The sequence below is a fragment of the Nostoc sp. DedVER02 genome (assembly GCF_034530675.2).
Taxonomy (GTDB): Bacteria; Cyanobacteriota; Cyanobacteriia; order Cyanobacteriales; family Nostocaceae; genus Nostoc.
Map to the genome: position 1 here is coordinate 40,916 of NZ_JAVRCP020000022.1, position 25,902 is coordinate 66,817.

General features: G+C 40.3%; 23 protein-coding genes. 6 read left to right on the forward strand and 17 right to left on the reverse strand.

The genetic code is table 11. The annotated features are described in order from the left end of the window. Nucleotides 1-13 precede the first annotated feature (13 nt). Nucleotides 14-979 (reverse strand): DUF4351 domain-containing protein, encoded by a 966-nt coding sequence (locus RMZ41_RS20875; protein WP_322642678.1) that lies wholly within the window; start codon nt 977-979, stop codon nt 14-16. 368 nt (nt 980-1,347) lie between these two features. Between RMZ41_RS20875 and RMZ41_RS20880 the strand changes: the two genes are divergently transcribed. After that, nucleotides 1,348-4,374, forward strand: a complete 3,027-nt coding sequence (locus tag RMZ41_RS20880) for an SMC family ATPase (protein ID WP_322642677.1) — start codon at nt 1,348-1,350, stop codon at nt 4,372-4,374. A gap of 32 nt (nt 4,375-4,406) precedes the next feature. On the opposite strand, the gene RMZ41_RS20885 is transcribed toward RMZ41_RS20880, so the two are convergent. The 3 genes from RMZ41_RS20885 to RMZ41_RS20895 form a co-directional block, all read right to left on the reverse strand. Then, a complete protein-coding gene (locus tag RMZ41_RS20885) occupies nt 4,407-5,876 on the reverse strand; it encodes a peptidoglycan-binding protein (protein ID WP_322642676.1) in 1,470 nt (489 codons plus the stop codon). A gap of 182 nt (nt 5,877-6,058) precedes the next feature. After that, nucleotides 6,059-6,601, reverse strand: coding sequence for an SH3 domain-containing protein (locus tag RMZ41_RS20890; protein ID WP_322642675.1), 543 nt, complete (start codon nt 6,599-6,601; stop codon nt 6,059-6,061). 531 nt (nt 6,602-7,132) lie between these two features. Beyond that, nucleotides 7,133-8,572, reverse strand: a complete 1,440-nt coding sequence (locus tag RMZ41_RS20895) for a pentapeptide repeat-containing protein (RefSeq protein WP_322642674.1) — start codon at nt 8,570-8,572, stop codon at nt 7,133-7,135. A gap of 277 nt (nt 8,573-8,849) precedes the next feature. Here RMZ41_RS20895 and RMZ41_RS20900 point away from each other — a divergent pair, with 277 nt between their 5' ends. Together RMZ41_RS20900 and RMZ41_RS20905 are read left to right on the forward strand one after the other, a co-directional pair. Next, nucleotides 8,850-9,185, forward strand: coding sequence for a hypothetical protein (locus tag RMZ41_RS20900; protein ID WP_322642673.1), 336 nt, complete (start codon nt 8,850-8,852; stop codon nt 9,183-9,185). Nucleotides 9,186-9,218: 33 nt separating this feature from the next. Further along, nucleotides 9,219-12,629, forward strand: coding sequence for a LamG-like jellyroll fold domain-containing protein (locus tag RMZ41_RS20905; protein ID WP_322642672.1), 3,411 nt, complete (start codon nt 9,219-9,221; stop codon nt 12,627-12,629). Nucleotides 12,630-12,664: 35 nt separating this feature from the next. Here RMZ41_RS20905 and RMZ41_RS20910 read toward each other — a convergent pair whose 3' ends face one another. From RMZ41_RS20910 to RMZ41_RS20950, 9 genes are all read right to left on the reverse strand, one after another. Beyond that, nucleotides 12,665-13,396 carry a CHAT domain-containing protein gene (locus RMZ41_RS20910; protein WP_322642671.1) on the reverse strand — a complete coding sequence of 244 codons (732 nt, stop codon included), beginning with the start codon at nt 13,394-13,396 and terminating at the stop codon, nt 12,665-12,667. Nucleotides 13,397-13,804: 408 nt separating this feature from the next. Continuing rightward, entirely contained in the window at nt 13,805-15,316 is a 1,512-nt protein-coding gene (locus RMZ41_RS20915; protein ID WP_322642670.1) for an AAA family ATPase, read from the reverse strand. Nucleotides 15,317-15,814: 498 nt separating this feature from the next. Then, a complete protein-coding gene (locus RMZ41_RS20920; RefSeq protein ID WP_322642669.1) occupies nt 15,815-16,333 on the reverse strand; it encodes a YceD family protein in 519 nt (172 codons plus the stop codon). Nucleotides 16,334-16,517: 184 nt separating this feature from the next. Further along, on the reverse strand, nt 16,518-17,048 hold the full coding sequence (locus RMZ41_RS20925) for a protein jag (protein WP_322642668.1): 531 nt from the start codon (nt 17,046-17,048) through the stop codon (nt 16,518-16,520). Further along, nucleotides 17,045-18,196, reverse strand: a complete 1,152-nt coding sequence (yidC, locus tag RMZ41_RS20930) for a membrane protein insertase YidC (RefSeq protein WP_322642667.1) — start codon at nt 18,194-18,196, stop codon at nt 17,045-17,047. Before yidC ends, RMZ41_RS20925 begins: the two co-directional genes overlap by 4 nt. A 205-nt stretch (nt 18,197-18,401) precedes the next feature. After that, the gene (locus tag RMZ41_RS20935; protein WP_174711260.1) at nt 18,402-18,794 is read right to left on the reverse strand and encodes a PH domain-containing protein; all 393 of its coding nucleotides are present in this window, start codon (nt 18,792-18,794) and stop codon (nt 18,402-18,404) included. Continuing rightward, nucleotides 18,781-19,203 (reverse strand): ribonuclease P protein component, encoded by a 423-nt coding sequence (gene rnpA / locus RMZ41_RS20940; RefSeq protein WP_322642666.1) that lies wholly within the window; start codon nt 19,201-19,203, stop codon nt 18,781-18,783. The genes RMZ41_RS20935 and rnpA overlap by 14 nt, the downstream gene beginning before the upstream one ends. A 24-nt stretch (nt 19,204-19,227) precedes the next feature. After that, the gene (gene rpmH / locus RMZ41_RS20945; protein ID WP_099102484.1) at nt 19,228-19,362 is read right to left on the reverse strand and encodes a 50S ribosomal protein L34; all 135 of its coding nucleotides are present in this window, start codon (nt 19,360-19,362) and stop codon (nt 19,228-19,230) included. Nucleotides 19,363-19,502: 140 nt separating this feature from the next. Next, nucleotides 19,503-20,015 carry a DUF2808 domain-containing protein gene (locus RMZ41_RS20950; RefSeq protein WP_322642665.1) on the reverse strand — a complete coding sequence of 171 codons (513 nt, stop codon included), beginning with the start codon at nt 20,013-20,015 and terminating at the stop codon, nt 19,503-19,505. A gap of 764 nt (nt 20,016-20,779) precedes the next feature. On the opposite strand from RMZ41_RS20950, the gene RMZ41_RS20955 reads away from it, so the two are divergent. The 3 genes from RMZ41_RS20955 to RMZ41_RS20965 all read left to right on the forward strand — a co-directional run bounded on the left by RMZ41_RS20955 (nt 20,780) and on the right by RMZ41_RS20965 (nt 23,786). Beyond that, on the forward strand, nt 20,780-21,952 hold the full coding sequence (locus RMZ41_RS20955) for a Re/Si-specific NAD(P)(+) transhydrogenase subunit alpha (protein WP_322642664.1): 1,173 nt from the start codon (nt 20,780-20,782) through the stop codon (nt 21,950-21,952). Between the two features lie 137 nt (nt 21,953-22,089). Then, nucleotides 22,090-22,383, forward strand: a complete 294-nt coding sequence (locus RMZ41_RS20960) for an NAD(P) transhydrogenase subunit alpha (RefSeq protein WP_100900811.1) — start codon at nt 22,090-22,092, stop codon at nt 22,381-22,383. After that, nucleotides 22,380-23,786 carry an NAD(P)(+) transhydrogenase (Re/Si-specific) subunit beta gene (locus tag RMZ41_RS20965; RefSeq protein WP_322642663.1) on the forward strand — a complete coding sequence of 469 codons (1,407 nt, stop codon included), beginning with the start codon at nt 22,380-22,382 and terminating at the stop codon, nt 23,784-23,786. The genes RMZ41_RS20960 and RMZ41_RS20965 overlap by 4 nt, the downstream gene beginning before the upstream one ends. Before the next feature lie 227 nt (nt 23,787-24,013). Here the strand turns inward: RMZ41_RS20965 and RMZ41_RS20970 are convergent, their stop codons facing one another. The 4 genes from RMZ41_RS20970 to RMZ41_RS20985 form a co-directional block, all read right to left on the reverse strand. Further along, nucleotides 24,014-24,625: a hypothetical protein gene (locus RMZ41_RS20970; protein WP_322642662.1), complete on the reverse strand. Its 612-nt coding sequence runs from the start codon at nt 24,623-24,625 to the stop codon at nt 24,014-24,016. Nucleotides 24,626-24,783: 158 nt separating this feature from the next. Continuing rightward, a complete protein-coding gene (locus RMZ41_RS20975; protein WP_322642661.1) occupies nt 24,784-24,978 on the reverse strand; it encodes a hypothetical protein in 195 nt (64 codons plus the stop codon). Between the two features lie 17 nt (nt 24,979-24,995). Further along, nucleotides 24,996-25,268: a type II toxin-antitoxin system RelE family toxin gene (locus RMZ41_RS20980; RefSeq protein WP_322642660.1), complete on the reverse strand. Its 273-nt coding sequence runs from the start codon at nt 25,266-25,268 to the stop codon at nt 24,996-24,998. After that, the gene (locus RMZ41_RS20985) at nt 25,265-25,621 is read right to left on the reverse strand and encodes a hypothetical protein (protein WP_322642659.1); all 357 of its coding nucleotides are present in this window, start codon (nt 25,619-25,621) and stop codon (nt 25,265-25,267) included. Before RMZ41_RS20985 ends, RMZ41_RS20980 begins: the two co-directional genes overlap by 4 nt. Between the last annotated feature and the right edge of the window lie 281 nt (nt 25,622-25,902).

The window sequence follows — 25,902 nt, forward strand, 5'->3', positions numbered from 1 at the left end:
AGGTGCGATCGCACTAAACTGTTTGATGAGTTTGTAGCCAATTAAGCAAATCAGCGATCGTACTAAAATCTAACAAAGCCTCACCTAATGCTTCCAACTGTTCTAGAGAAAGACTTTGAATTCGTTCCCGAACTTCGTCGGGTAACTCTCCTAACCGTTTTTGTAGCTGTCGTAAGACAAGTCCTTGCTCACCTTCCTGTTTTCCTTCCTGTTTTCCTCGCTCGTAGCCGATGCGCTCGCCTGTAGTGATGTAACTCATGGTACGCTCCTGCTCGAATAACTTAAATTCTTGCCAAAATTCTGCTTCTAACGCTTTTGGTAAAATCATAACCCAATCAATAAAACGATAAAGGTTGCGAATATCCCTTTCTTGCAGCCCTTGTTCATATAATCGCCGAATTAAGCTAAATTTCCAATTTTTCCGTTCTCCTGGCTGTTTACTAGTTTGCTGGGTTTTCAAATGTGCCATTACCACCGTTGCAAACGGATTATCGCTATTCTCTAACTCTGTCCATTTTTGTTGATAATCCAGCAGTTTGATAGTTCCAAATCTAAAATTCAGACCACAATCGGGATAATTGTAACTATATTGATTTGGTCTCCAAGTAGAGTCAGCATCACACAAAATTGCTAGGCTAATGGCTGGTTGAGCAAATTTGTCAAAAATTCTCAGGTTGTAAGAAAACATCCTTTGAGCAAATATATCTTCCGGTTTACCCTGAACTTCGACATGAATCAACAGCCAAATTTCCTCTCCTTGAATTTGCCAGACTTTGACTAACTTATCTGCATATCTTCTACCAAGTTCAGCTTCCCGTGCTATTTGTTGAAATTCCTTGTCGAGAAACTCGTGGGGACGTTCCCAATTAATTAGTGCTGCTGTTTGGGGGAAAAAAAACTGCATTGCTTGGGGAAAGTATGCTTCTAAGATTTCTTTCCACGGCGAATCGTTATCGGCTCTTTCTCGTTCCTCGATCATCAGTTGATTGGTAGATTCACGTTCTTAATAGTAAGGTGTGAGCAACCAATATTTTTCAGTAGATTGAAGTTCTTCGATTTTCGCGCACATTCTCTTTAGCTTGTAAACCAGTCAAACCGCGATTTGATGCTTAAGGTTGTTTTTGGTGCGATCGCTCATCGTCTTTCGACAATTCGCCACGGAAGTTTCATTTTTCTCCGAAAATAGCAAAAATTTTTCATCCAACAACAGAAATTTACTTATCCTATTGTTAATTTTTGTAAAATTGAAGTCTTCAAGACTAGAAACCTGATATCTAGATAGCTAAACTAACAAACAGTGCATCTGTACTGTTAACTATTAAAAGTAGATGTGGCGCTATAGCCTGAATGATCCCAGTACAACTTATCCTCAAAAACTTTCTTAGTTACCGTGATGCAACTTTAGATTTTGGCGGTTTGCATACGGCTTGTATTTCGGGTTCCAATGGTGCGGGTAAATCTTCGCTTCTGGAAGCAATCACTTGGGCTATTTGGGGTGAAAGCCGCGCCACTGCTGAAGATGATGTGATCTATTCTGGGGCGAAAGAAGTTCGAGTTGATTTTACTTTCAAAAGTAACGAGCAAAAATATCGGGTGATTCGTACTCGAATTCGCGGAGGTACTAGTGTCCTCGAATTTCAAATAGAAATCCCATCAGGGTTTCGCTCACTTACTGGCAAAGGGGTAAGAGCAACCCAAGATTTGATTTTAGAACATATCAAGCTAGATTACGATACATTTATTAATTCTGCTTACTTACGTCAAGGTCGTGCAGACGAATTCATGCTCAAGCGTCCCACGGAACGCAAAGAAATTTTAGCGGAATTGTTGAAACTTAATCAGTATGATGATTTAGAAGAACGGGCAAAGGAATCTTCTCGTCAGTTCAAAGCGCGAGCAGTAGAGTTAGAGCGTTCTTTGGAGTCGATCAAAATTCAGTTGCAACAACGTGAGATTACCGAAGCGCAAAGAGTCGAGTTAGAAGCCGAACTCAACCAACTCCAACAGGTGCAAGCTTTTGATAATATTCAATTACAAAGTTTGCAAGTTGTCCAGCACCAGCGCCAAAGTTGGGAACAACAACTTAATTTTGTGAAACAGCAATACCAAAATCTTACCCAAGATTGCGATCGCCTCCAACAAGAACAATCAGCTATAAGCTCTCAGCTATCAGATTTAGAAAAAGTATTACACCAAGAAGCTGAAATTAAAGCTGGGTATGCTCAATATCAAAGTCTCCAATCTCAAGAAGAAGCCTTTGCTGCCAAATTTGAAGAATATACCCGCGCTGGGCAGACTCGCCAACAAAAGCAACAACAGCTTACCAAACAAATTCACGAAATCGAACGCCAACTGCAACAAGCCCAAGCCCAAATCGAAGCTTTACAGCAACAAGAGCGAGATATTCAGCAAACTCTGACTAAATCAGGTGAAGTAGAAGCCGCTTTGTCACAGCTTACCGCAGCCCGTCACCATGTTGCTCGTCTAGATCAACTGCAAATGCAAGTGACTCCATTGTTGCAACAACGAGCAACTTTACAAAGCCAACTCGATCGCACTCATGCTGGCTTAGTAGCGCGGCTCGAACAACTCCAAAGTACTGAGAATCAATTGCAACGACAGCAGCGCCGTCAACCGCAACTACAACAAGCGGTGATGGATGTAGCAATCCAGATTGAGGAACTTGAGAAAAAGCGGGTTTATCTGCAACGAGTCCAGGAAAAAGGACAAGAAAGGCGGCATTTTATTGAACGTCTGCAAGCTCACCAACGGGACTATGAAAAACAACTGGGAGAATTAGAGCAAAAATTGCTTATGCTCCAAAATCCTGAAGCACTTTGTCCATTATGTGAGCGTCCTTTAGATGAACATCACTGGAATCGGGTGGTGGAAAAAACCCAGACGGAGTTAGAGGATACTCAAGGGCAGTTTTGGGTAGTGCGAGAACAAATGGCTGTGTCTGACAAAGAAATTCAGACATTGAGGCAAGAATATCGGGATATTTCTCAACAATTGGCGAGTTACGATGGTTTACGCGAACAGCGAGGACAGTTGGCAGCACAGTTGGAAGCTACAACTGATGTTCAACAACAGTTACAACAAATTGCGGTTGAAAAACAACATTTAGAGCGATCGCTCCAAGCTGGTGATTACGCTCCCGATAAACAAGCCGAACTCCGGCAGTTAGACCAATATCTGCAACAAGCTAATTATAATGAACAAGACCACGCCCTCGCCCGGAGTGAAGTTGAACGGTGGCGATGGGCAGAAATTAAACAAGGGCAGATTAAAGATGCTACTAAGCGACAGGCGCAACTATTAGCCCGAAAACCAGAATTACAATCCCAAATTGCTCAATTACAACTCAAAATCGAACAGGAGCGGACTGATTCTGAATGTGCTAGACAAATCGCGGCTCTTGAGCGTCACATTGCCGAAATAGGCTACAGTTCCGAGCAGCACAATAATTTGCGTATAGCTGTCCGCCAAGCCCAATCTTGGCATTTGCGGTATCAACAACTGCTCTCAGCCCAGCAGCAGTATCCCCAACTCCAAACGAGATTGCAAGAGTTAGAGGAATCTAGAAGCGCCAGAATAACCGAGCGGCAAAAACTCGGCGGAGAAATCGAAAGCATTATCCAGCAACTACAAGCAACAGCTAACCCATCTGCTCAAATTCAAGCTTTAGAGCAGCAGTTAACCATACGCAGACGGCAACTTGATGAGCAAATAGCCAAGTTAGGGCGCTTGGAACAGTTGGCGCTTCAACTGGAAACGCTGCAAATTCAGTATGAACAACAGCACCAGCAACTAAAATCTTGTAAGCAAGAATATAGGGTTTATCAGGAATTAGCGCAAGCTTTTGGTAAAAATGGTATCCAAGCACTGATGATTGAAAATGTGTTACCACAACTTGAAGCTGAAACAAATCAACTACTTTCGCGGTTGAGTGGTAATCAGTTTCACGTACAATTTATTACTCAAAAAGCTGGGCGCAGTGCTAAATCAACCAAGAAAAATGCCAAGCTAATAGATACCCTAGATATTTTAATCGCCGATTCTAGAGGAACGCGATCTTATGAAACTTACTCTGGTGGAGAAGCCTTTAGAATTAACTTTGCCATCCGTTTAGCGCTGGCGAAATTATTAGCGCAACGGGCGGGGGCAGCGTTGCAATTGTTGATTGTAGATGAAGGTTTTGGTACACAAGATGCCGAAGGATGCGATCGCTTGATTGCAGCGATTAATGCGATCGCATCTGATTTTGCCTGCATCCTCACCGTTACCCACATGCCCCACCTCAAAGAAGCTTTCCAAGCCAGGATTGAAGTGAATAAAACTCAAGAAGGTTCGCAGTTAAGTTTGTCAATTTAATTACGAATTACGAATTACGAATTACGAATTAGTTAATTGTATTTTACCCGTGCATCCAAACCTAATGAGCGGAGCTTTCTCGTTAGGGTTTCGGCTTGGGCGCGATCGCTAAATGCCCCAGCATTCACATAATCCCCTAGATGGGATTGCTCTGTAATAGCATCAGGTATATATTGTTGCACTTTACTCAAAGTATCATTACCAGAAATTGGTATTATTACTCTGTAAGGATTATTAGCAACTAATGTGTTGCCATTAGTCCCAGGTACGGCATAGCCATTGGCAGGGGGTAATACATAACGATTATTCTCAGGCGTAGCATAGCCAGTATTAACAGGTACTAGATAGGGAGTTTCTGGCGATATATAACTATTAGCCTCAGCAGGATTGCCCGCAGCAACGCTATTCAAGCCTAATGCTTGCCAAGTTGGCCAATCTACATTTCCACTAGCATTAATTCGAGAATATTGCTGGAATGCAATTACCGATTCTCTGGTGTAATCGCTGAAAAAGCCATCAGGATTGGTATTAGAGAAACCCAACTGTGATAAACGCTCTTGAACTAATGCGACATTATCTCCGCGATCGCCTACAGTCAGATAATCTCTGCTCGCTTGTTGAGTAATAGCTCCACCTGTAGAGGCTCTACGCACTGCCTCCAAAACTTGAGCATCGGCAATGCCATCAACAGGTAGGCGATAATTTTGCTGGAATCTGATCACAGCATTTTTAGTTATTGGGCCAATAGTCCCAGTAGGATTAGTATTAAAATAACCTAACTGTCGCAAACGCACTTGTAGTTCTCTCACTTGTTGACTAGAAAGACTCGACGATCTAGAGGATCTAGCTTGAGTTGGAGAGGAACCCAGTAGTGCATTCCAAGTTTGTCGATTTACAATTCCGTTAGCAGCTATGCCATAATTTCGCTGGAATTTAATCACAGCATCTTTAGTCTTTGGGCCAAAGTTCCCATTGGGATTAGCATTCAAGTAGCCTAATTGTCGCAGACGCTGTTGTAACCTTGTGACGGCTGCACCAGTTTTGCCTTGAGAGAGAACAGGATATTGACCAATTGCCCGCGATGCACTATTAGTATTTCTACCTTGACATGCTCTTTGTAATGTTTGTTGCGTATTAATGCCTACAACTCCATCAGCAGGTATTCTATTAGCTTGCTGGAATCTGATTACAGCATTTTGAGTCAAACTAGCAAACTTGCCACTTACTGGGCCATTAAAGTAGCCTAACTTTTTTAAACACCTCTGGCTACTGCTAACTTCCGGCCCATTACTTCCGATTTTTTGAAGTGCTAAAGCTTGTCCAGCGACACTCAGAAGCCCCGTAATTATTGCCGCAGATACAAGACGCATCGCTGTACCGCTAGATAACTTTTTCCAATTCAAAAATTTGAAATTAGCTACGGTAGGAACAACCTTGATGCTTTCAGATGCCTCAAAGACTGAGGCAAGCTTGGTTAAATAGCTATCTACCCCTGTTTTCACTTGCTTTTTTTCAAGTTATGACCATACAAGATTATACTAGTTTCTCTGTGTCGTAGTTGGTTTTTGTATGATTCTTTACAAGTAATTTTCCAGAAGATGCAGGTGCAGGGATCTGCTCTTTAAAAGGAGAAACAATTAAAACCATCCTGGTTTCAGAGCAACTAAATTTATTTATGGAATAGTTATTGCTCTGTTTTTTCTGTATCCTCTGGTTTTTCAGGCTGTTGTTCATCAACTTTTTCAGTATTACCTGCTTTCACCCAACCTTCTTGTTCGCTACCTTCCAAACGGATCTTTTCCCAAGCCTTATCCTCGCTTTGTTCCAAAATAATAATTTTTTGATTAAAAGCAACCCCACCAATTTTTTCAGCTTCTTGATTTGGTTGCGATCGTAAACTCAAACCTTCAGCCCAACTAACACGCCCTCGGTAAGCTCCTGATGGCAATGGTTTTGCTGATGGGGTAGCCTTTGGCGATTCTGTAGGAGTGGGAGTTGGAGACGATTTACTAGATGTCCCAGGTGTAGGGCTAGGTTTAGCTCCTCCAAGCTGAGTTCCTTTTGGAGCTTGGGCTTTCACCGAGGGACTATCGTTAGAATAAACAGGTTTGGCAGGAGGTATGCCGGTGCGATTCATAAAATAGAGTGCAATTGCAGCGCCGCCACCTATTAGCACAGCGATCGCTAAGAAAAACCCCAGTATAAACTTTGTTAAGCCAGACAACATAATTAAAACCTGATTATCAAGAGTCAAGAGCGAAGGTGAGCCAATAATCTGCGTATTTTCCCCCACATTGAAGGGAGTGGTGTTGAACTGGCTCTCAGGAATTACAAGTAGAGAAGCAAGTAACCCATCATTATAAGAATCAATTGTCCATAATAATTCATCATTAACTATTGACTTTTGACTAACTCATTATTGTAGCTATGCTGAATAGACATCTGGTGAAAATAAGCTGTGACTCATTTAATTTGTATATTTAATCGTGAGAGTTGTCATTGGTCATTAGACTTCTTGGCATTTGTCGGGAAAAGGGGAAGGGGAAAGGGGGAAAGGTTTGTTATTTTCCCTTTACCCTTTAACCTTTACCCTTTTCCCCTCTCTTGCAAAAAGCACTTTTGCAAGAGGTCTATTGGTCATTGGTCATTATGTATTAGGACTTACGCAAGGTATAAATACTGTCTGAGCTTCGGATGCACTCGAATTTCCCTGATGTCCCGCCCGCCGTAGGCGATCGCCTGGGTTGAGATTTCAGCCCTACCGGAGTTGCGCGATCGCATTTTGAATAGCTGTTGCCAATATACCTTGTGGAAAAGCAGCTATAATTTGCTGTTCCTGTTGGATCAAAAATTGCTTCAAAACTAAATCTTTTTCTGCTTCGGCTAAAATCATCTGCTGCATCAGCTCTGCTTGCGTTTCCTCTGTGGCTGCAACACTCTGACGTTGAAGTTTCGCTAAAAAATTCTGCAATATCGCTGTGGCTTGTCCAGAATCAGCACTACTAGCAACAATATTGCGTACTTGAACCGCCGCTTCATCATACTCAATTTGTCCAGAACCAGCTAAGTTAGTAATGCTACTGCCAGTAATCCAGAAATTATTACCAAAACGTTTACTGATTTCCTTAAATGCCTCTGTTTGGTTTTCGACAATTCCTAGTAACCTGTTTATTTGCTGTTCTTTAGTCGCCAGCAATTGCTGTAACTGTTCATAGGCACTATTCAGGCGTGTCTCAACCTCGTGGGTGGAAACATTCTCATTATGAGTCACCTTGACAACCCAAAGATCCCCTCGTTTCTCAACTCCTTTGATTTCTAGCCCTAAACCTTCGTCTTCTAACTGGAGTTTTTGCATGGTGAATGCAAAAGCACGCCAATTCACTCCTTCTCTAAACACTAATTCAACGACATTACCAACTTCTTGATAAAGAGATTCAAATTCTCTGGGATTAAAGTTGCGATCTGCTGGAAAGCGATCGCTTGGTTCTCCTTTATCATCTAATCTGCGGTAGATGTAGTCACACTCGACATTTGTAAAGCACGTTTGGCTATTAACGTTCCAATTTAGAATACAGATTCCGGTTAAGTTAGCATCTGTAAAGTCAACGTCGATAACTTGAGCATTTGCTAGGATACTAGCGCGCAAATCTGCACCTCGTAAATCTGCACTAGTAAGATTTGTGTCAATGAAATTCATGCGGCGCAAGTCTGCATCTTGCAGATAAGCACCTCGCAAATTCAAACCACTAAAGTCTGGATCTTCAGAATGCCCCTGAGTCAAAAGTTTTTGTACCTTGGGTATTTCTAAATCCATATAGCGACTATCGACTCTTGATCTTTCGAGTCCAGTTACACCTTGAAAGCAAGTGCGGTAAAGTTTTCTTGCCCGTAAGTCAGTGTTAGCTAATTTAGCATTTCTAAAGTTAACTCTACTCAGGTCTAGATTGTAGAAAGATGTACCACCCCATGAACCAAAAGCTAGTGCCCATAGGCTTAATAAATTCTGACGATTCAAAGGTATATTCCTAAAGCGGTTGCTTAACCATGCACTTCCTGCTATGTAAGATCCAAATGCAATTCCTCCCAAAATAATTACTATTTGTAAATTAAAGGATGACAAATTTTCTTTAAATTTTGTCTGCTGAAGCTCAAAAGATATCTCTATGATAGAACCTAGCACACTTGCAATTAGAATCATAATCAAAATCCCAAATGTTTTTACTAATTGGAACCGATTAATTAAAACATTACTCAGAGCAAGGGCAAAGCAGAACAATAAAAAACTTATAATGCTAATTAATAAACCAAACAAAATTATAAATAAAGCTTTTGGCAAGAATAAGTTAGGCAAGAATAATTTTGGATTTTGCAAAATACCTAAATGGTAGACTAAGTAGTATATTAGCACTGGAACTATTACCGCTAGTATGATAGATAATATTCCTATCAAGGTAATTCTATTCAAACTTTGGTAAATGGCATTAATCAAAACAATAGATACAACTAATATCATTAATAGATATTCTAATTTACCATCCGTTCCTATACCTATTTGCAAACTGGCAAGCGCACCTAAAAAACCTGCTAAAAAACCTGCTATTAAAAAAAATAAAATAGTGATTATAATTGCTTTATTCCAATTAATTAAACTTTGCCCAGCAACAATATTACTTAAATTCGATTGTAAAGATTTTTGGCTAAAACGCTTACTTCTAACATTTGTTGCTCGATCGTACATAAAATTAAACAGAAGTCTTTATACTCTTAAAAATAAGACTACATTGTATATTCATAAAATGGCAGTTAATTGAAGTTAAATTTTATTAATAAAAATTAAAAATTATATGGAAGCTAAGGATAGTCATACCAGTCAAATAGCTACAGACTCTTTAGAATCTTGGATTTTAAATGACTGGATAGGAATTCTAAATACATCAAATTTTTCTACCAAAGAACCAGATAGAGTTTTACTGACACCTAAAGATTTGTTTCATCCTGAAGAGGAGGAGAAGGATAAAATTCTAGAGACTTTTAGAAAGCGTGTTGAATATGCCAAGTATTCACAACAGAATACTCTAGTTACTTCTGTAATAGGAATTCCAAATTTTCTACCTTCATCTTTTTTATCAAGAGCAAACCAAATAGGTTTATCTGTCTGTCGAATAGTTAGAAATTTTCCGCATGAAGATTTTATCAAAATTGTTGAATATGCTCTCAGTCTAAATAGCAATAATTTTGATAGCCAAGATAAAATTAAAGAAATATTCTCAATTCCTCAATCATTAGCTGAGGAGATTTTTAGCAATTCAAATTTAAGACCATTAGAAGCTCTAAAAAATATTACTGTTGGTCAGCTTGCAAAACTAAATCCACTACCAATTGGAACTGGGTTTTTAGTAGGAGGTACTCATTTAATGACAAACTGCCACGTAATTTCATCTTTAGAAGTTGCTTGTCAGTGTATAGCACAGTTTAACTATATTGATGAACCATCAGATATTTCACAATCTATTATAGAATATGAACTGGCCCCACAAGAATTATTTGTTTACAATAATGATCCCAGAATGGATTATGTAATAATCCAACTGAAGCGTTACTCATCAGGTAAACAAACTGGATACCAGTTTGGGTGGATTACTTTAAATGAAGATAATGATAATATAACTCCAGCTTTAGATAGAGATGGTGTAAAAAATCTTCTAATAAAGAATGGCTTTAATGAACAAGACTTAACATCTTTAGGCTGGACTTCTGAAAATCCAAATATACCTGGAGAACCAGTCATTATCATTCAACATCCGAAAGGTAGACGCAAGCAGATTATTTTATATAATAATCAGGTTAATGGTTTAAAGAAATATTTTTTGAGATATGAAGCTGATTCTGATTACGGTTCTTCTGGAAGTCCAGTTTTGAATACTAAATTAGAATTAGTTGCACTAAATCATGCAGCTATACCTAATCATCTTAATCAAGAGAAAATTATCACAAGTCATACTCCTCAAAAAACTCAGATAATTGCTGAACAAGGCATCCGAATTTGTCGAATTGTTGAGGATTTAAAGAAAAAAAGTCTGAGCAATCCTAAGCTAAGAAGCTTTATTCAAGATTTCGTAATCACTTCTGAGCAGCTTAACTACCCACCCTTACCATCTGCGCTTGAATTAGATGGATTGAATGATTACATACTTTTAAGAGATTGGCAACAAAAAAAACCTATTGATGAATTTAGCATTGAAGCTTTAATATGCCCGTATTCTAATGAAGTAGAAAGTACAATATTCAGCAAATTTTTTCAAAGCTCATCTGCTGATGGGATTGCAACCCTTGGTTATGACAGTATACGAATTTATCTAACAACAAAAGGTAAAATCGTTTTTTCCCGAAAAATGTATACGCTTCCTACTCTACCTCTGGAGATACCTGAAGAAGAAAATAAGCAGAAAGAAGTTATCTGTAATCTGCAAAGTATTCTGAAAAGCCTGTATTCTAGTAAGAATCCTACTCATGCTTACTATAGCTATGAACCCAGTGGCAAATATGATGATGCTACTAAGCAAGCATTAAAAAAATTTGTATCTGATTTTAATGAAAACAAAGATCAGGAAAAACAAATTGATTCTCTTGAAGAGAGTGGCGATATACATACTATACATCCTAGAATATTAGATGCTTTAAATTCTGAGATTACTTTTTTAGGATTGTACGAACTTGATTATGAAAAGCTTAATGACGATAATGGATTTAAAATACCTGCACTTGAAAATCCAAGCAGAGGAGAAATAGTAAAAGCTATTCAAAATATTTTAAAAAGCCTAGATTACTATAAAGCTGAGTCAAATGGTTGTTTTGATAAAACAACGGCAGATGCTGTAAAACATTTTCAAAAAGATTATGGACTTAAATCTGATGGTGTTGCTGGGCCGTTAACTCAGAAAATGATCGCCCTAATTCAATCTTATGAATACATGACAGATAAAGGAGTTCAGTTTGGCCAATTTAATCATATTGCTATAACTTGCAATATAGGTAAAAAATTAACAATATATATCAATGGTAAACGTTGTGAAACCACATTAAGTTCAGCTTTACCTAAAGATAAATTATTAAAAATTCAAAAAAGTATATCTGCTCAGAAAAATGTTGACCTTACTCAAGGTAGTCCTCTTTTCATTGGTGCTTACTCTAACAAAAATTTTGTTATTCCGTCTTTTCCGCCTGAAGGCAACTTGTGGAGTTTTTTCAAAGGAGCTATTGCTGAAGTACGTTTGTGGAATATGGTTCGTAAGGAAAAAAATATTAATCAAGATAAGTCACGGCGTTTAAGTAGTCAGCAAGAAGAAGGATTAATTGGTTATTGGAGATTTGAAGAAGGTGAAGGCAATGAAATATGTAACCTCATATCCAAAAAAGATAAAAGTGAAGTTAAAGGCGCAACATGGTTACGTCAATCTAACTTTCCTACTCCACCTTTACCTTCTGCATTAAATTTCAATTGTGAAGATCACCGTGTTGATTGTGGCAATAATTCAGGTTTAGATATTACTGATGGAATTACAGTTGAAGCATGGATTAAACATGTTTATGGAAATGCGTTAATTGTGAGTCGAGGCTGTAGAAAAATTGATGATAAAAGACATGAAAATGGTTATTCTCTTTCGTGGCTTAGTGGGAGAATCCGGGTAGAGTTAGGCAATAATAACAATAAATCTTATTCATGTGTTGAGACTCAAGAGCTTGCCCCGAATGATAAATCTTGGCATCATATTGCATTTACATGGGGCAAATTAGGAGAAGATGATAACTCACACGAAGGACAAGAAATAGAAATATATATAGATGGAAAACGACAAAATTGTGTAGTAATCGCAGGAGATTACAAGAGTATGTTGGCTGGAGGGCAGCATAAAACTTGGGGTATTTTCACAGCACCAATTGGCAAACCTGATGAAACTTTACATATTGGTAGTGGAAAAACGTCTTCTATTAAAGATAATTCTAATTTCTTCAACATCTCTATAACTGATGTTCGACTTTGGAAATTAGCTCGTACTCAAGATCAAATTAAAACAAATCTGTTTCGGCGGGTGAAGGTTGATGAAGAAATTAAAAATGGGCTAATTGGTTACTGGCGACTGGATGAAGGTGACATGAAGAGTGTACGAAATCTTGTAACTACTAATAGAAACGGAAGTGATAAGGAGTGTATATCCTGTGCCGTAGATGCAACCTGGGTTCCCCAGCTAGATTAAGTTTTGATAGAAACGCAAACACGCAAACCTACTAATCACTTCTTCTTCAGCACGGGTGTTAAGTGTTCGGGTATTCCAGCCATGCGGATACTGCTACAACCAAACTTGTAGGCAAATTCAACAGACTCTCCTGCACCTAAAGCATCATAAAATCCTACCGCAAACTCAATAGCGGCTCGATCGCCGATCGCTTGATTCATACCGATTACGTAAGGAATGTGACGAGCGATCGCTTCTGCTTGAACTTCACTATAACAAGCGTTGAGAATCACGCATTCCATATTTTCACAAAACAATTCAAATAATCCTGCCAACGCCTCTGTGTCTACAAACTTAATGTTTCCATGTTCATCCTCTAGTACCAAACCTTCTTCTCCTCCCCCATGTCCAGAGAAATGGACAATTTGGGGTTTCAAATCTAGCATCGCTCGTTGAATATCTCTGGTACGTACAGCCCATCTCTGCTGTAGTTGAAATTGCTCACGACGTTTAGCTCTATGCAATCCATCCTCAATATCTCGTTCCTCTTCCTGTAAGCGAAGTTGGGATGTACCTTGAGGATTAGCAGCTAAAAATAAGATGGTTCTGACCATCGCTGCTTTAGTTAAATCTGATTTAGGGTCTAGTTGATGAGCTTGAGAATTTTGATTCTCTGGTTTGAGAGTTGCTTCGTTGTAATGAATGGAACCAGAGCCAGTTAGATTTGTAATCGAACTGCCTGAAATGTTGAAAGTGTTCTGTGTTGAAGACGGATCTGATTGAGACATAAATACTAGAAAATAACTTTAAATATAATTTTGGTACATACTTAGACGCTACTTAGTACTAACACACCCTGACACCATTGCTGCCAAACACGTCTTTCACCGCCAATGTGCAAGCTTCGTTAATTTGGCAAGCAGCATAAAGGCATACGCCAAACAAAGCGCGATGGCGTAATCGCACGCCGTAGCGCGTGGGTTGACAAAGCCCTCGCTAAATAAGAGATTAATTTGGTCGGGGTGAGGATTTCTGCCCTACCGAAACGGTTTATTTTCATAGGTTATAGCTTACATTGTCTAATTAGCAGGAGATCATACAAATTGGTCACGTCCGGATGCAGTAACACTCCAAGAGACAAGTGTCAAAAAAAATGTAGAGACTTAGGAGTGCTACATCTCTACATTTTTTTTGGTTCACGTAGTGCGCCGGAGGCGTTCGCTTAAAGGATTGTGTTTCGATGCTAAACGCGCTCTCCCCGCCGCCGCCCATTCTTGGAGTTGCTGAATTTGCTCTACAGCAGTTCGCGCCAAGGGGATAATTTGACTCGCCGCTTCTAAAATATCGTCGGTAGCAAAGTCGCGGTTTTGGCTAAATCCAATATGCATCGCTTCAATTAAAGTTTGCTCAATCTCTGCTCCTGAAAAATCGGGCGTTTCATAAGCTAACCTTTCGATGTCATAACTTTTCAAGTTATGAGGGCGCAATCGGGATAAATGAACGTCATAAATTGCTTTTCTCTCTTCTTGGGTGGGCAATCCCACAAAGAAAATTTCATCAAATCGCCCCTTACGCAGCATTTCTGGCGGTAAGGCTTGGATGTCGTTGGCGGTGGCGACGACAAACACGGGTGAGGTTTTTTCGGCTAGCCAGGTAATAAAAGTACCAAATACACGGCTGGCTGTTCCGGCATCACCTTTACTACCAAGTCCAGCAAAGGCTTTATCTATTTCATCAATCCACAAAATACAGGGAGCGAGGGCTTCGGCTACTTGGATCATTTGCCGAGTCCGAGATTCTGATTCACCCACCAAGCCACCAAATAACCTGCCCACATCCAGACGTAGTAAGGGTAAATGCCAGTGATGAGCGATCGCTTTTGCCGTTAACGATTTACCAGTTCCCTGAATACCCACCAACATTAAACCACGGGGGTGCGGTAATCCGTACTGTCGCGCTCGATCGGTAAATGAACCTCCCCGACGGATCAGCCAGTCTTTCAAGTTATCCAGTCCGCCGATATCAGAAATTTGCTCAGTAGCAGGGTAGAAGTCCAAGATTTGGGTTTGGCGGATAGTTTGGCGCTTTTCTTCCAAAACCAGATCCACGTCTTCTGGCTGCAATTCTCCGTGGGTAGCGATCGCTCTTGCCAAAACCCGGCGAATCCGTTCCATCGAAAGCCCTTGACAAGATAGCACCAACTCATCTAAAACTTTGCCAGGAAGGGAGTTACCAGTACTTTGTAGTAAGCGTTCTACCTCAGTTTTAATTTCTGCGGCGGCGGGTAAGGGAAACTCGACGACTGTCAAAACTTCGGTTAAATCGTCAGGGATGGCGATGCGTGGCGACAATAGTACAATATTTTTTGGTTGCGACTTGAGGAGTCGGCAGAGATTGCGGAGTTTGCGGGCGATCGCTACATCATCTAAAAAGCGATGATAATCTCGGAGAATTAATACCGCAGGTGCAGAAGCTGGTAATTTTTCGATAAATTCTAAAGCTTGTAGGGGGTTACGTCGCCCAAACCCCACATCATTGGGGTTTCCTTGGTAGCCATCGACAAAATCCCAAGTATATACTGGGCGATTACCCTGGTTGCTTGCTTCTTCTCGGATAGCTGCTTCTACCCGTTCTTCCTCGTACGTGGGAATATAAATTAAGGGATAGCGGGCACGTAGCAGCAGTTTAAACTCTTCACGGAAGTTCATATATAGCTGTGGTTATTAGTTCTTCTCTCATTGTTCAGGTTTGTATCGCCTCTAACAACTAAAAACCAACATTTACCACTTTATAGTGGTTGGCAGTGCGATCGCTCTATGTGAGATATTCTTCAAGGGTGAGCGATCGCTCTATTGTGGTAAGCAGCATCTAAATTATTAGGTTATTGAGATATACTTTTCCTAATCAAATGAGGTACATCGTAGCCCACTCCTTGCTTGCGGGGAGGGGGTTGGGGGTGGGGTTTTTGTATCTCACTAGAGCAGGAAACGCCATAATTTAATTTTGGAACTTATGTATTTATTTTTAACAAAAACTATTCAAAATATTATTTTTAATAATTTGAAAAATTTAACATTACCTTAACTTTACTCTAAAGAAAAGTAACATTTATAACTACCATTATGTTTAATAAGAAAACAATAAGCCTGTGTAGACAGGCTTAGTTCGTGTAGGTGCAGACTTCTATCTGACGGAATTATCAAATACTATCCCGGAAGTTGCTTTTTCAAAGCTTCCAGAGAAGCCCAACGGTTATCAACTGGAGTTTCAGGAATATCAGAATTCTCAACTGTACTACTTATAGGAATACCTGGACAATTGCGATCGCACAATTGGCGCTGGGGTACTGCCAAGCACATCTGCTCATACAGCCATTCATTGGGATAAAAATAACCATCAGGTGGCAGGCTTTCAAGCAACTCTTCCATAATTACTTCCCGCTCTAAGGGCAAGTCATTTGCTTGATTTGCATTTTCGTCTAACCAGATGATTTCTTTGGTATCAAGACCTAAGCGGCGATTGTATTGCTGTAAGCATCGGTTGCAGGTACAAGTAATAATTGTTTCTGCCTGAGCGGACACTTCCAGGTAAGTGCCATGATGCTGTACGCGCACATGACCGCGAACTGGTGTCAACGTTTCCAGACCAGGCAGAAATTCCTTAACCTGAACTTCCTCTGTCCGCTCCGGGGCTTTGGTTAGCTGCGGAATATAAATTGCGTCCATAGGATTTGTGAGACATCCTCACGAAAAATTAATGGTGATTACCAGTAATAATACTGATACTACATCTTTATTTTAGCTTTTAGGAACAAGAGAAATTTTGAAATTATATTGAGCTTTCAATTAACCCTTAACTCTTGTACAGACGCGATTAATCGCGTCTCTCCTAACTCTTGTACAGACGCGATTAATCGCGTCTCTCTAATTCCAACGAAGCTGGTCGTACAACCAAATGGCGATGCGGTTCTTTGCCACGACTGAAGGTTTCTAAATCTCCAAATTCCTTCAAGAAGGTATGGATTTGTCTCCTTTCAGCAGAACTGAGAGATTTGATTTCCACTTCTCTACCAGAAAAGCGCACTTCATCAGCTGCTGCTTCTGCTAATGCGCGAATTTCTGCTTCTCTTTTAACCCGATAGCCATTTAACTCAATGGTATAAGAGGCTTGTTCCTCTGTAGGTTGGTTTAGGTTTAAAACCGAATTTGCTAGATACTGAATCGCATCTAGCACAGAACCATCAGTACCAATTAATACCTGAATTTGTTCTGTAGTCAAATTAGTTTGATCGATTGTCAACCAGTAATTATCTGGTTCTGGGGAATCGCCGTCTTGAGATTGGGTAGTTTCTAAATGACCCTGAATCTGTGCAGGGACTCCAGTGAGTTCCAGCAGGGTTTTTAACCACTGCTGACCTCGCTGCATCGAAATGTTGCTCATGATCCCCCTGTAGCCTTTTTCTTGGCACTTTTCGGTTCAAATGGCAATGCTTTTTGTTCGGTCACTGTTACTTCTTTCTCCTGGGTTTCTACAATTTTTTGTAGTTCTTCTGGTAGAGGTTCGCGGGAAAGAATATAAGTTTGTGCGGTTTGGAAAATATTACCAATCACCATATACATCAGCACCCCGGCTGGTAGGGGGAAGAACAAAAACATACCAGAAAAAATGACTGGAGTGATTTTGTTAACTGTATCCTGCTGCGGATTGCCACCACTGGAATTTTGCCCAGAGAGCATTTGGCTAACATAAAGGCTGATTCCAAAGAAGACGATCATGGCGACAATATCCCAGTGGATTGTACCATCTGGATCTTGTGCCCCAACCCTGCCTAAAGCATCAATGAATAAAAAGCCTTTTTCTGCTGCTAATCCGGGGATTGTTCCTTGAATGCTAACTTCTCCTGGTTGCAAGGCTTCTACATTGCCATCTACATCAATTTTTATCCGATCTTCCCCTTTGGTGACTTTCCAATCAGGAACTAGCTTATTTTCTGGGTGTTCTGCTAAAAGTACCTGAAAGGGTTTGCCCTCAACAGTCTGATATTGGATCTTAGTTTGTTCTCCCACAGCTAGTTTGTTACCACTGGGAAGGATTGCAGCTACTTTAACGTGTTCTCCATCCGCAACATAAATATTTTGGGGAGCAGTAGCAAAGGCTTGCGGTTGAATTTGCTCGATTTGTTCTGCGGGAAGAATTTGCAGGTTAACGCTGTAGTTTGCACTTGCAAAAGGCGAACCCCGCAAGGTGGCAAACAACGCTAATAAGACCGGCATTTGTACTAGTAATGGAAAACAGCCTGCTAAGGGGTTGCCAAATTCTTTTTGAACATTGACCATTTCCTCTTGCTGCTTTTGCGGTTCATCCTTGTAGCGCTCTTTAATTTCTGCCATCCGCTTCTGCATCAGAGGTTGTACAATTCGCATCTTCCGCATATTGCGAATTGAGCCAGCACTCAGGGGATAGAGCGCGAAGCGGACTATCAATGTCAAAGCAACGATCGCCAATCCGTAGCTAGGCACAATACCATAGAAGAAATCTATGATTGGCAGCATCACGTTGTTCGAGAGAAAGCCGATACCAAAATCCATTATTCTGAATTCAACCTGAGGTACTGTAAACTGACTGAATCTAATTTATCTAAATCATAAATTATGTGCGACTACCCTTAGCTACGGATAGCCGCACAATTAAATGGGAATTGGGCATTGAGAATTGGGCATTGGGAATTGGTAAATAACCAATAGTTTTTCTTCCCCTGCTCCCTGCCCCCTGCCCCTCTGCTTCCCCTGCTCATCACTTATTAGCAGTGGCGCTATATTCGGGATTTTTCGCAGCAATTCTTTCGTTGATGTAGTCATAGACTTCCCGGAATTTGGGAATTGCACGCAATTCGAGACGGCTGCCATTTTTTAAGGTTAGTACCATATCTCCCCACAAGCCAATGCCACGGGGGATTGTAACGACTTTGACAATTTCTGAGTAAATTATGTCAGTGCGATCGCGCCCCTGCCAACCTCCGCTCACCGTAACTCGGCGATCGGTAATGCGGAAACGCAGCCACAACGCTCTGACAATTGCCCCGACTGTTAATGGTATCCCAACAATGGTTAGCCCAATCAACAGGTTGACAATTAAATCCCCAATATGAGGACCACCTTCATAATAAACATCTTCACGAATTCCCATCGAACACCTCAGCTTGTGCCAACAACTGCTCTAATTCTTGCAGAAATTGTGGGCTTACGCACTTAGATTCTGCTGCTGTAGGTTTGACAATGAACACTAATCGCCATCCTGGTGATAATTTGGGCAGCAAATTATATAAAGCAGAAGTAATTTGCCGTTTGATTCGGTTGCGAACCACTGCCCTTTTGCTGACTTTTGTACTTATGGAAATTCCAATCCGCGTGCTGGCAAGAGTTCTTAAGTCAATTGGTTGTGTAGTTTTAGTGGCAGTGTCCAAAGAAGGTTTTCTTGAAAACAACGGCTTTAAGGCTCTCAATGTTAAATAAGAGCCATTACGCCGAATTCCTTCCCGGAAAACTGCCTGAAAATCCTTGCGGGATTTTAGCCGATTTGCTTTAGGCAAAGCCACAGATACTTTTTAACTCAATATGCCCTAAACGCTCAAACGATGACGGCCCTTCTTTCTCCTAGCGCTAATCACGTTTCTACCGTCTGGTGTCCGCATTCTGGCGCGAAAGCCAGAGGTTCTTTTTCTTTTACGGCTAGTACCGCCCAGTGTTCTTTTCATACCCTTCTCCTTTTAGGTGATTTTTATAAAAACTCACAATCTCTAATTGTATCACTTTTTTGGAAAATTGGGAATTTTAGCATGGGTAATCGGGCATTGATTACACCCACTCACCACTCAGCACTCACTACTCAACACTCTTAATTAATGCTCAAAATCCATGTTCCCATGTAGCGCAATAGTGGTACATCGCCAGGAGAAAGCACTTGACAGTTAAAGTAGTAAACTCCGCCGAAAGATGGGTTTTTCACGTTAGATAAGACTACCTCAACTGCGCTACCTGCTGGGACTGGCTCTTGAGGATAAATATTAATCAATTTACCTTCTTTGTCCCACTTAACCTCAGAAAGGGGAACAGCTTTGCCTTTGACTCGGACTTCAATTTTTTTCTGGTCAAAAGTTCCTTTGTAATAATTAGGGTAGGTAATGGCAAATTGACCAACTGCCAATTTCATTCTTTTCGCTGGAATTCTTAATATATATCGATCCCAACCATTGGCTTGTCCACCAAAATCTAACCGAAAGGGTAGTTGATTTTCGGCTTTAACGCCGCTAAATAGAGTAAATCCAGGTAAACTTTGTGCCCAAGTCAGGGCTGGAAATCCAGTCACTAAACAGCTAGTCACGGCTAAAGCGGAAAGTAAACGTCGCATAATTGAGCTTCCTCACCAAAAAATAAATCTGTTATCTAAAATAACCGTGTGTTAGTATTCGTTACTAAAGTTTACTACTCACTTCCTGACAATTGACGTTCAGGAAGAATAAAAAGTGCCATCCTACCTGATGTTTGGAGGACAGCAAAATTGCTTAGTTATAAATTTTACACTTAATCAATTTATTTTATGACCCTTACAGAATGCTGATTTGATAACTAGGTTGGTCAAATTTTCAACTAAATAGAAACATAGTTACGATTGGATTATGTTTCTAAATATGTATAAGTGTATCTAAATTTGGGAATTTTGTTATAAAAGTTGAGGTATTGAATCAGCGATCGCCAGTTAAGTTGGGCTAAATTGATTAAAATGAGTTGGAATCAAAGTCGTAATCATTAAAATTTGATTTGGAAATTATAAAGCTTTCAAAATTGGGTCAATATTACTCTATAAGAAAGGAATACCAAAATTTCTCAATCCCGAAAATAAGCTGAAGATAAAGATGCAAAATTTGGGAATCAATTTAGGATGTGCAATACGTAACCCTGTTTGCAACTATCTGAGAATATGACATCTGCGAGCGGCAAAGTCAGGCTTTGCCTGGATAGCTAAGATTGGGAGAGGAAAGTTTCAACGTTCAATCAATCTACAAGTAAAAGTCATGGCTGATGTTCCTTCCTAAGTACTATAAATACGGGATATCCCTCATCTAGACAATCGCTTACTTGGCAGAGATTAGGTATTTATCTTCAGGAGATTTCATGAGAATAGCAGTTGCTAAAGAAATTGAAGTTTGTGAACGTCGTGTGGCATTAATTCCTGACACCGTTGCTCGATTGGTAAAACAAGGTTCGGAAGTTTGGGTAGAAACAGGTGCAGGAGAGCGATCATTTTTCAGCGATTCTGATTATGAAGCCGCAGGAGCCACAATAATCGGTGATACTGCCAAATTATGGGGCGAAACAGATATTCTTTTAAAAGTTAGTCCACCACAAGAACGAGAAGATGGACGCTCAGAAGTTGATTTGTTAAAGGAAGGGGCTGTATTAGTCAGTTTCCTCAATCCTTTAGGCAATCCTGTTGTAGCACAGCAACTAGCAAATCGGAAAATTACAGCCTTGAGTATGGAAATGATTCCCCGTACTACTAGGGCGCAAAGTATGGATGCTTTGTCCTCACAAGCTTCATTAGCAGGTTACAAGGCTGTATTAATTGCGGCAGCTGCATTACCGAAATATTTCCCGATGTTAACCACAGCCGCAGGTACGATCGCTCCAGCGAAAGTATTTATTATGGGCGCTGGTGTAGCCGGATTGCAAGCGATCGCCACCGCTAGACGTTTGGGAGCAGTGGTAGAAGCCTTTGATATCCGTCCCGCCGTTAAAGAAGAAGTGCAAAGCTTAGGCGCAAAATTTGTTGAAGTCAAATTAGAAGAAGAAACCGTCGCCGCAGGTGGTTACGCCAAGGAAATTTCTGAGGCTAGCAAACAACGCACCCAAGAAGTTGTCGCCGAACACGTCAAAAATTCTGATGTTGTAATTACTACCGCCCAAGTACCTGGAAGACAAGCACCACGGCTAGTTACAGAAGAAATGGTGGCACAAATGAAACCAGGTTCAGTAATTGTGGATTTGGCTGCTGAACAGGGTGGTAACTGTGCCTGCACCGAACCCGGCAAAGATATTGTATGGAATGGCGTAACAATTATCGGCCCCATCAATCTCCCATCATCGATGCCAATTCACGCCAGCCAATTGTATGCCAAGAACGTAACATCGTTAATTCAACTGCTAATTAAAGACAAAGCTTTGCAGGTGGACTTTAGCGACGACATCGTTGATGCAGCTTGCGTTACCCACGCTGGTGAAATTCGCAATCAACGAGTGCGGGATGCACTACAAGCTTTGAATACTCAACAACCGGCGGTTAATTAGGGACTGGGAATTAGGGACTAGGGACTAGTGACTGGGGACTAGGAAATAGATAGTTAGCAATACTTTCTCAGTACCCAATACACCAATACCCAATCCCCAGTACCCAATACCCACTTATAAAAGGAGTTTTGATTTTCATGACAGAGGCATTACTTGCTGCTTTGTTTGTATTTGTTTTGGCATCTTTTATTGGCTTTGAAGTCATCAACAAAATCCCACCGACTCTACACACGCCTTTAATGTCAGGCTCAAATGCGATTTCTGGCATTGCCGTACTGGGAGCAATAGTTGCTGCTGGTGCGAGAGATACAAGTGTGTCAGTAATTCTCGGTTTGATTGCTGTGGTATTGGCAACAGTCAACGTTGTGGGTGGTTTTTTAGTGACAGATAGAATGTTGCAAATGTTCAAGAAGAAGGAGATTAAGGCGTGAGCGACTTTTTACCAACTGGCATTCAACTGACGTACTTAGTCGCTGCATCGTTATTCATTCTGGGCTTGAAAAAGCTGGGATCGCCTGCTACAGCGAGGAACGGTAATATTGTAGCGGCTGTGGGGATGCTACTGGCAATTGTGGCAACAATGCTCGATCAGCACGTGTTGAACTACGAGATGATATTGTTAGGCTTGGCCATTGGATCGGGAATTGGTGCGATCGTTGCCTACAAAGTCCAAATGACCGAAATGCCCCAAATGGTGGGTTTACTCAACGGTTTGGGCGGTGCGGCTTCCGCATTAGTAGCCGTTGCCGAATTCTGGCGGTTATTAGATAGTTCGCAACCGATACCGCTAGATGTGAACATTTCCATGCTGTTAGACGTGTTAATCGGTGGTGTTACCTTCACAGGTAGCTTTCTCGCCTTTGCCAAATTGCAAGGTTTAATTAGCGGTTCTCCGATTACATTTCCATTCCAGCAACCATTTAACCTCTTGCTTCTGGGTGCTTATATAGTAGGTAGTGCCTACTTAATCATCACACCAGATAGCTTACCAATATTCTTGGGAGTGGTTGGCGTTTCTTTAGTGTTGGGCGTGATGTTCGTCATCCCCATTGGTGGCGGCGATATGCCAGTAGTAATCTCGCTGTTGAACTCGTTGTCAGGTGTGGCGGCGGCGGCGGCTGGATTCGTGGTGATGAACAATATGTTAATCATCGCTGGTGCTTTGGTAGGAGCATCTGGCTTAATCCTCACCGAAATTATGTGTAAGGCGATGAACCGCTCCTTATTTAGTGTGCTGTTCAGCGCTTTTGGTACTGGTTCTAGTTCTGGTGGTGCTGCTGCTAGTGGTGGTGCAACCGATCAAACCGTCCGCAGCATTGATCCTGAAGAAGGGGCGATGATGTTGGGTTATGCCCGTTCTGTGGTAATTGTGCCTGGTTATGGTATGGCAGTTGCCCAAGCGCAACATAGCGTCCGGGAATTATCAGATCAGTTAGAACGGATGGGTGTTGATGTCAAGTATGCCATTCACCCCGTTGCTGGAAGAATGCCGGGGCACATGAATGTGTTACTAGCGGAGGCAAATGTGCCTTATACCCAGTTGTACGACATGGATGATATTAATCCCCAGTTTGAACAAGCAGATGTGGCTTTAATAATTGGGGCAAATGATGTGGTAAATCCGGCGGCGCGGAGTGATAAAAATAGCCCGATTTATGGTATGCCGATTTTGGAAGTAGATCGGGCGAAGCAGACGATTGTGATTAAGCGCGGGATGAGTACGGGTTTTGCCGGTGTAGATAATGAGTTGTTCTACAAGGATAAAACGACGATGCTTTTTGGTAGCGCTAAGGATATGGTGGCGAAGTTGGTTTCGGAAGTGAAGCAACTTTAACGAACCGCAAAGGGCGCAAAGTAAAAAAAGAATATAGAGAGTTTATTTGCCTTGGGGGTGTGATATTCCCAGGGCAATTTTTTTAGTTAATCAAAAAATACTTATGTCATTAGGGGTATTTATAGAAAACTTTTTTGTTTTAGTTTATGTTTAAATTCATTAAAGGTGAACTTACCTTTTTTTATAAATTATTATTTTGAACTAATTTTCTGAGAATAATTATGATGTTAATCTTTGTGTCCATATAATTTTTCCATATAATCCCCATAATCTATTAATTTCTTTAGATCACATGAAACTATTAATTCTTTCAAATCAAGACCTACATCTAGGGGCATCGAAAATGTCATATAGTCATCATCTTGAGCAACAATTCTCATTGTACGTGCCAATCTATCATGAGTTTGTGAAAATTGGAGCCAATAGTATTTTACAGGATAGTTTATAACTTCATTGAAGGGAGGTTTTAAATCGTAAATTAGTTTTTCTTCTAGCGCTCTCAGATTATCGTGTGATAAGTTATTAAAAGAACTAGTGTAAATTACTACAGAAGTATTGCCAACTAACTTTTGAATTAACTCTTGAATAAATTTGAAAGCCCTTATTTTATGATGGTTTTGCCAACGCTTTTCAATAGTTTGCTGGGTTGCTACTCCTATATAGAGAATTTGACTAAAATCCTCCAATTCTTTTTTATTGTTTAGTGCTACAACATAAATACCAGGTAAATTAGGTAATGATTGAAGGTCATTCAGATCATAAGTTTTTCCAGAGTAAAAAAAATTAGAAAAAGTTTTTATGTCTGTTGTCAGTTTCTTTACTGTTAATATATCTAGCATTTCGTTATGTAAATATAATATTGTTTATATCTGCTACAATGTTCTCAACCTCTGGGCAGAGTAAAAGATTGCTGTATACATTAGGGATACAACAATACTTGTCTCCTAAATATCATCTACTATACTACAATTAGTATAATTTATAGCATAGTAAATATTTAACCGCTATCATGCGATCGCTCTCTCTTTCCTCTGTCTTCTCTGCGCCTATAAAACTTCGTTAAAAAAGGCGATCGCCTACAAATCTCCAGCGTGCGATCGCTCTTTCTCTGTCGTTTGTTAAAAAAGGCGATCGCCTGCAAAATTTCTAGAGTGCGTAGGCAAAGCCCGCCGCAGGCATCGCACAATTCCACAAAATAACTAACTTGACTTACTTTGGAAAATATCGATAAATATCTTTACGATGTAGCACACGCTGAAATATTAGTGTTTCACCGTCAAATATAATTCCGATCCGATAATCACCTATACGAATACGATAAATATCATCATATCCTTGCAGCTTTTTGATATTAGTAATTTCTTCAAAATTATCTATTTGTGGTATTTCTTCAAAAGCAAGTATTTTAATCGTCTCATAGTAAGGTGTACTTTTAAGTCCTTTTAAATCTTTAATAAAACTGGATAAATACTGTGTATTCACTCTCTTTCTAATTCGGCTAATGCTTCATTAATATTTAATGGTATTTCTTGTTGTACTTCCTTTATTGCTAATATCAATCCTTCATCTTCAATCACTTCTAATAAGCGTAGATAGTCTTGAAAATCTATAATTACTTTACGAATGTTACCTTGAGTATCTGTGATTAATTCTTCCGCAAATGGGTATTGATTGGTTTTCATTTGAGTATTAGTGTTTGTAATCATAGAGAATTTGATTACCTTTACATAGTACAAGTATAGAATATTTTGAGTGGCGATCGCTTCACTACAACTTTGCGCCAAACAAAAAAGCGATCGCCTACAAAATCTCCATAGTGCGATCGCTCGGTTCATTTTCTAAATTTCTTGCCATTCTATAGCATCAATAAAAATAGATAGATGTTTTTTATTGCTTGTGGCAATAATAACTTCATACCCGAAATTAGCAACTAAAATAGTTAGCGTGCATGGCTATTTTAGTTTCCTGATACAGTGCCAACACTTAGATAATATCCAATGAATCAAGAATAGGTTCCTGAGCGAGGTAAGTGTAATCAATTAAGCGATCGCACTTCCTGTTCCTCTGTGTCCTCTGCGGTTCGTGAAAAAGCGATCGCCTGACACGGCAGTTTTGA

Excerpts from the sequence above, each read along its gene's own strand:
- RMZ41_RS20875 (WP_322642678.1), bottom strand. The coding sequence starts at position 979 with ATGATCGAGGAACGAGAAAGAGCCGATAACGATTCGCCGTGGAAAGAA.
- RMZ41_RS20880 (WP_322642677.1), top strand. The coding sequence starts at position 1,348 with ATGATCCCAGTACAACTTATCCTCAAAAACTTTCTTAGTTACCGTGAT.
- RMZ41_RS20890 (WP_322642675.1), bottom strand. The coding sequence starts at position 6,601 with ATGTTGTCTGGCTTAACAAAGTTTATACTGGGGTTTTTCTTAGCGATC.
- RMZ41_RS20895 (WP_322642674.1), bottom strand. The coding sequence starts at position 8,572 with ATGATTCTAATTGCAAGTGTGCTAGGTTCTATCATAGAGATATCTTTT.
- RMZ41_RS20900 (WP_322642673.1), top strand. The coding sequence starts at position 8,850 with ATGGCATTAATCAAAACAATAGATACAACTAATATCATTAATAGATAT.
- RMZ41_RS20905 (WP_322642672.1), top strand. The coding sequence starts at position 9,219 with ATGGAAGCTAAGGATAGTCATACCAGTCAAATAGCTACAGACTCTTTA.
- RMZ41_RS20910 (WP_322642671.1), bottom strand. The coding sequence starts at position 13,396 with ATGTCTCAATCAGATCCGTCTTCAACACAGAACACTTTCAACATTTCA.
- RMZ41_RS20915 (WP_322642670.1), bottom strand. The coding sequence starts at position 15,316 with ATGAACTTCCGTGAAGAGTTTAAACTGCTGCTACGTGCCCGCTATCCC.
- RMZ41_RS20920 (WP_322642669.1), bottom strand. The coding sequence starts at position 16,333 with ATGGACGCAATTTATATTCCGCAGCTAACCAAAGCCCCGGAGCGGACA.
- RMZ41_RS20925 (WP_322642668.1), bottom strand. The coding sequence starts at position 17,048 with ATGAGCAACATTTCGATGCAGCGAGGTCAGCAGTGGTTAAAAACCCTG.
- yidC (WP_322642667.1), bottom strand. The coding sequence starts at position 18,196 with ATGGATTTTGGTATCGGCTTTCTCTCGAACAACGTGATGCTGCCAATC.
- RMZ41_RS20935 (WP_174711260.1), bottom strand. The coding sequence starts at position 18,794 with ATGGGAATTCGTGAAGATGTTTATTATGAAGGTGGTCCTCATATTGGG.
- rpmH (WP_099102484.1), bottom strand. The coding sequence starts at position 19,362 with ATGAAAAGAACACTGGGCGGTACTAGCCGTAAAAGAAAAAGAACCTCT.
- RMZ41_RS20950 (WP_322642665.1), bottom strand. The coding sequence starts at position 20,015 with ATGCGACGTTTACTTTCCGCTTTAGCCGTGACTAGCTGTTTAGTGACT.
- RMZ41_RS20955 (WP_322642664.1), top strand. The coding sequence starts at position 20,780 with ATGAGAATAGCAGTTGCTAAAGAAATTGAAGTTTGTGAACGTCGTGTG.
- RMZ41_RS20960 (WP_100900811.1), top strand. The coding sequence starts at position 22,090 with ATGACAGAGGCATTACTTGCTGCTTTGTTTGTATTTGTTTTGGCATCT.
- RMZ41_RS20970 (WP_322642662.1), bottom strand. The coding sequence starts at position 24,625 with ATGCTAGATATATTAACAGTAAAGAAACTGACAACAGACATAAAAACT.
- RMZ41_RS20985 (WP_322642659.1), bottom strand. The coding sequence starts at position 25,621 with ATGAACCGAGCGATCGCACTATGGAGATTTTGTAGGCGATCGCTTTTT.